This is a genomic window from Actinophytocola sp. (genome assembly GCF_050699915.1).
Lineage (GTDB): Bacteria > Actinomycetota > Actinomycetes > Mycobacteriales > Pseudonocardiaceae > Actinophytocola.
Window position 1 is genome coordinate 1 of record NZ_JBOHGA010000343.1, and the last position, 4,587, is coordinate 4,587.

Below are 4,587 nucleotides of genomic sequence, written 5' to 3' on the forward strand. Positions count from 1 at the left end.
GCGCTGCGGGTGGTCGAGGGCGCGCCGTCGCCGCAGGACCAGCCGCGCCGGCTGTTCGTGTACGGCACGCTGCAGCCCGGTGCGTCCCACTGGCCGATGCTCGAGCCGCACGCCACCGGTGCGCCCGCGCGGGCACGGCTCGCCGGCACGCTGTTCGACACCGGGTTCGGCTACCCGGCGCTGCGCCTCGGCGACGGGCCCGGGGTGTCCGGCTGGCTGGTCGAGCTGGCTCGCCCGGCGGGTGTTCTGTCCACTCTGGACGACTACGAGGGCGTGGAGTACCGGCGGGTGCGTGTCACGCTCGCCGGCGGGCGGCAGGCCTGGGCTTACGTCTGGGTAGACCCGTTCGACGGAATGCGCGAGCTCACCACTCCGTGGAGGACTGCCTGAGCGGGCACCGGGGCGTTCGCTCTGGTAGGACCGGAAGCGGGAGGTGATCGCCGTGGTCCGGCGAATGCGCGTGGCCGCCTGCGCGGCCGTCGGTCTGGTCGCGGTGCTGAGCGCGTGCGGTGCGCCTCGAGAGTCCACAGGGGACAGTCAGCCGAACCCGCCCACGGTCACGTCGCCGCCGGCGGAGTCCGGCCCGGTGACCCGGCCATCTCCGGCGACACCGCCGTCGACCTCCACCAGCGAGGACGTCGCGGCCGCCGGCGGCCGGTGCCGGGCCGCGGATCTGTCGGGCACCGTGGCACCGTCCGACGCCGCGGCGGGCAACCGGTACGCCGAGCTCGTGGTGACCAACACGTCCGGCCGGACCTGCACCCTGTACGGCTACGGCGGCCTGCAGCTCGTCGACGGCGCCGGCAGGTCGACGCCGACCAGGCTGACCCGCGAGCCGAACCCGGGTCCGAGCCTGGTGACCCTGCCGCCCGGCGGCACCGCGGCCAAGAAGCTGCACTGGGGCGTGGTGCCCAGCGGCACCGAGCCGGTCGACGGCCCGTGCGAGCCTGCGTCGTCGGGCGCCCGGGTGATCCCGCCGGACGACACCTTGGCGTTCAGCGTGCGGTTCGACTTCGGCTCGGTGTGCGCGAACGGTCGCGTGGACGGCAGCGCCTACTTCCGCAGGTAGCCCTCACCTCCTTCCGCCGCGGAGTTGTCCACAACTGGCGAAGCTGTCCACAGCCAGCCGCGACCAGCCCTTTCCGTCAGACCCCACCGGTAGAATTGGAACCGGGGCCGCCCCCCGGAGAGGGTGGGGGCTGCCATCCAGAGGGGTCGGAGGTCGCTCGCCAGAGGAGGTCAGCGGCTGCTTTCCGGAGGAGGTCGGCGCTGTCGTCCCGGGGCGGCGGCTGCCGTCCCCGAGGTGGCCGCGACGATCTCTTCGCTCAGGCCACAATTTGCTCGATTCCCTGGTGTCGCGCGAGGTCAGCGTGCAGGCTGGCGCCATGAACCCGGAGACCGAGATCGCGACGCAGCCGACGGTGCGTGAGCCGGTGGTCACGGCGCCCGTCGAGCCCCCGGTAGCCGCCGGCACGTCGGGTGCGGAACCAGCCGACCCGCTGGCCGCCATCACGCTGCGCCCCCGCGCGTTCGCGTCGGTGCTCGCCGTGGCCGGGCTCCTGCTGGGCCTGATCCTGGCGCTGGTGCCGGTGCACGTCGCCGGCCTCGACGACGCCGAGCAGACGTCGGTGAGCTGCGGCAACACCATCGGCGGCGTCGAGACCCCGCTGCTCGCCGAGGGCCTGGGCAGCGCCGACGACGCGGTCCTCGCCACCTACGTGGGCACCTGCCAGCAGGCGATCAGCACGCGCCTCCTGTTCGCGTGGCCGATGTTCTTCGCCGGCATGCTGGGCATCGTCTGGCTCGGGGTCGTCCGCCGCGAGCCGGAGCGGCTACGGTCCGAGTAGCTTGCCGGGGTTCAGCACGCCTTCCGGGTCGAGCTCGCGCTTCACCGCGGCCAGCACGTCCACGCCCAGCGAACCGATCTCGGCCGGCAGGTACGGCGCGTGGTCCACGCCGACCGCGTGGTGGTGCGAGATCGTCCCAAGTGGACCGTTCGACGAGATCGCCGCGCAGGCCGCGGCCTTCGCCCGGGCCCACTGGCCGATCGGGTCGTCGAGGTCGCGCGGCGTCAGCACGGTGAAGTACAGCGACGCACCGGTCTCGTAGGCGTGCGAGATGTGGCAGGCCACGATCGGCCGGCGGCCCGGCGTGGCCAGCGAGTCCACGAGCGCCGCCCGTACCGCCGAGCGCAGGGTGTCGACGCCGGACCAGTACGTCGCCGTCTCCAGGGTCTCCACGCACACGCCCATGTCCAGCAACGCGTCCCGCTGCCGCGGCCCGGAGAAGCGGCCGTGCCGCCACTTCTCCCCCACCGCCGTACCGAGCGAGATCGGGCGGAGCGAGCCCAGCGCGCGCAGCGTGGCCCGGCGGCGGGCGGCGACCTCGCCGGGCTCGCCCTCCCAGCCGAGCACCAGCAGGCAGGGGTCGAGTACCCCGCGCGCCCGCAGGTACCGCCGCACCACCGCGGTCTTCCAGCCGCCGGACAGCGAGAAGGCCATCTCCGTCTCGTGCGGGTCCGACAGCCGGGTGACGTCGGCGAGTACCCGCCGCTGGGCGAGCTCGCGCACCGCGTCCGCGCCGCGCGACCAGCCGTCGAGCACGAAGCCTTCGTAGCGGCGGGTCTCCGGCAGCCGGCGCACCCGCACGGTCACCTCGCTGAGCACGCCGAACGCGCCCTCGCTGCCGACGACGAGCTGGCGCAGGTCCGGCCCGGCCGCCGACGCGGGCGCCACACCGAGCCGCCACTCGCCGCGCGGCGTGGCCAGCCGGACGCCCTCGACCATGTCCTCGAACCGGCCGTAGCCCGCCGACGCCTGCCCGGACGAGCGCGTCGCGGCGAACCCGCCGATCGTCGCGCGCTCGAAGGACTGCGGCACGTGGCCCAGCGTGAGCCCGTGCCCGGCGAGCAGCCGCTCCGCCTCGGGCGCCAGCACGCCGGCCTGCAGCACGGCGAGCCGCGAGACCGGGTCGACCGAGACCAGCCGGTCGAGCCGGCACAGGTCGACGACGACCACCGACTCCTTGGTGCCGCGCAGCGCCTGCACGCCACCGACCACCGAGGTGCCGCCGCCGAATGGCACCAGCCCGACACCGTGCTCGGCACAGACCTCGACCACCCGCTGCACCTCGTCGGGGTCGGCCGGCAGCACCACCGCGTCGGGCACCGTCAGCTCGCCGGTTCCCCTGTGCCGCAACAGGTCCAGATAGGACAGACCGCCCGCTCGGCCCAGTCGGTCCTCGCGGCTGCGCAGCACATGGTCGGCGCCGACCGCGGCCTCGAGCGCCTTGCGCGCCACCTCCGGCAGCGCGGACTCGGCGACCGCGAGCGCCGAGTCGGGCGCGGCCGGCGTGCTCCGCTCGACCAGGCCGGTCTTCGAGGCTAGCCAACGGGCGGCGTGAGGGGGCAGGATGGCATCCTGCCCGCCCGCCGGCGTCCAACTGCGACGGACGCGATGGTCGAGGTGGTCCCTTGCTTCGGTCACCGCTATAGTGTGACACATGACGTCCATCCGTCACACTCCGTCACCCAACCGCGTCGCGGACGACGTGTTGCTCGACGCGGCCGGGGAGTGCGTCCTGGCGGTCGGCGTACGCCGCACGACGCTGAGCGACGTGGCGAGAACCGCGGGCGTCAGCCGGATGACGCTCTACCGGCGGTTCCCGGATGTGCGCGGCATGCTGTCCGCGCTGATCACCCGCGAGTTCGGCAAGATCATGGCGGAGGCCACTCGGATCGCCCGCCCCGAGCCGACCGCGCGCGGGCAGCTGGTGGTCGCGTCGGTGCACACGATCCGCGGCCTGGCCGCGAACCCGTTGATGCACGCGGTGATCGAGCGGGACGCGGAGATGCTGCTGCCCTACATCATGGAGCGGATCGGCACGAGCCAGCGGATGACCGAGGAGTTCCTGCGCGTGCAGCTCGCCGCCGGGCAGCGGGACGACTCGATCCGGGTGGCCGACCCCGCGGTGCAGGCGCGGACGATCTTCCTGCTGCTGCAGCCGTACGTGTTCGCCATCCGGCCCTCGACCTCCGACCTCTCGCTCGATGATCTCCTGGAGGAGCTGGCCCACCTGCTCGACGTGGCGCTGCGACCGTGAGCGCCCCGGGCAACAACTCGCTCAACGCCGCGCGCCGCGCCGCGGAGCTCGACGCGCTCGCGGCCGGCGAGGTCGTGGACCTGCTGGTGATCGGCGGCGGGGTGACCGGGGCGGGAATCGCGCTCGACGCGGCCGCACGGGGCCTGTCGGTCGCGTTGGTGGAGGCGCACGACCTGGCGTTCGGTACCTCGCGGTGGTCGAGCAAGCTGGTGCACGGCGGCCTGCGCTACCTGGCGAAGGGCGAGGTGGCGCTGGCGCACGAGAGTGCGGTCGAGCGCGGCATCCTGATGACGCGGACGGCGCCGCACCTGTCGCGCGCGCTGCCGCAGCTGATTCCCCTGCACGAGCAGATCTCCCGCGGCGGCGCGGCGTTCGTCATGGCCGGCCTGCGCGCCGGCGACGTGCTGCGCCGGACCGCGCGCACGCCGTCGGCGCTGCTGCCCTCGCCCCGTCGGGTGTCCGGGCCCGAGGCGCTGGCACTGGCGC

At 74.2% G+C, this 4,587-nt stretch carries 7 protein-coding genes; 5 read left to right on the top strand and 2 right to left on the bottom strand.

Going from position 1 to position 4,587, the window contains the following annotated elements:
* Nucleotides 1–390 (top strand): gamma-glutamylcyclotransferase family protein (locus tag ACRDSK_RS32030; RefSeq protein WP_431445149.1); only part of this gene is annotated, 390 nt, incomplete at its 5' end.
* A 147-nt stretch (nt 391–537) separates the two neighbouring features.
* On the opposite strand, the gene ACRDSK_RS32035 is transcribed toward ACRDSK_RS32030, so the two are convergent.
* Entirely contained in the window at nt 538–684 is a 147-nt protein-coding gene (locus tag ACRDSK_RS32035; protein WP_431445150.1) for a hypothetical protein, read from the bottom strand.
* Nucleotide 685: 1 nt separating this feature from the next.
* Between ACRDSK_RS32035 and ACRDSK_RS32040 the strand changes: the two genes are divergently transcribed.
* Both ACRDSK_RS32040 and ACRDSK_RS32045 read left to right on the top strand, forming a co-directional pair.
* On the top strand, nt 686–1,069 hold the full coding sequence (locus tag ACRDSK_RS32040) for a DUF4232 domain-containing protein (RefSeq protein ID WP_431445151.1): 384 nt from the start codon (nt 686–688) through the stop codon (nt 1,067–1,069).
* Between the two features lie 316 nt (nt 1,070–1,385).
* Nucleotides 1,386–1,847: a hypothetical protein gene (locus ACRDSK_RS32045; RefSeq protein ID WP_431445152.1), complete on the top strand. Its 462-nt coding sequence runs from the start codon at nt 1,386–1,388 to the stop codon at nt 1,845–1,847.
* Here the strand turns inward: ACRDSK_RS32045 and ACRDSK_RS32050 are convergent.
* On the bottom strand, nt 1,833–3,503 hold the full coding sequence (locus ACRDSK_RS32050; protein ID WP_431445155.1) for an FAD-binding oxidoreductase: 1,671 nt from the start codon (nt 3,501–3,503) through the stop codon (nt 1,833–1,835). The genes ACRDSK_RS32045 and ACRDSK_RS32050 overlap by 15 nt on opposite strands.
* Here ACRDSK_RS32050 and ACRDSK_RS32055 point away from each other — a divergent pair.
* The gene (locus ACRDSK_RS32055) at nt 3,502–4,101 is read left to right on the top strand and encodes a TetR/AcrR family transcriptional regulator (protein WP_431445153.1); all 600 of its coding nucleotides are present in this window, start codon (nt 3,502–3,504) and stop codon (nt 4,099–4,101) included. The genes ACRDSK_RS32050 and ACRDSK_RS32055 overlap by 2 nt on opposite strands.
* On the top strand, nt 4,098–4,587 hold a 490-nt coding region (locus tag ACRDSK_RS32060; protein ID WP_431445154.1), incomplete at its 3' end, for an FAD-dependent oxidoreductase. The genes ACRDSK_RS32055 and ACRDSK_RS32060, both read left to right, overlap by 4 nt.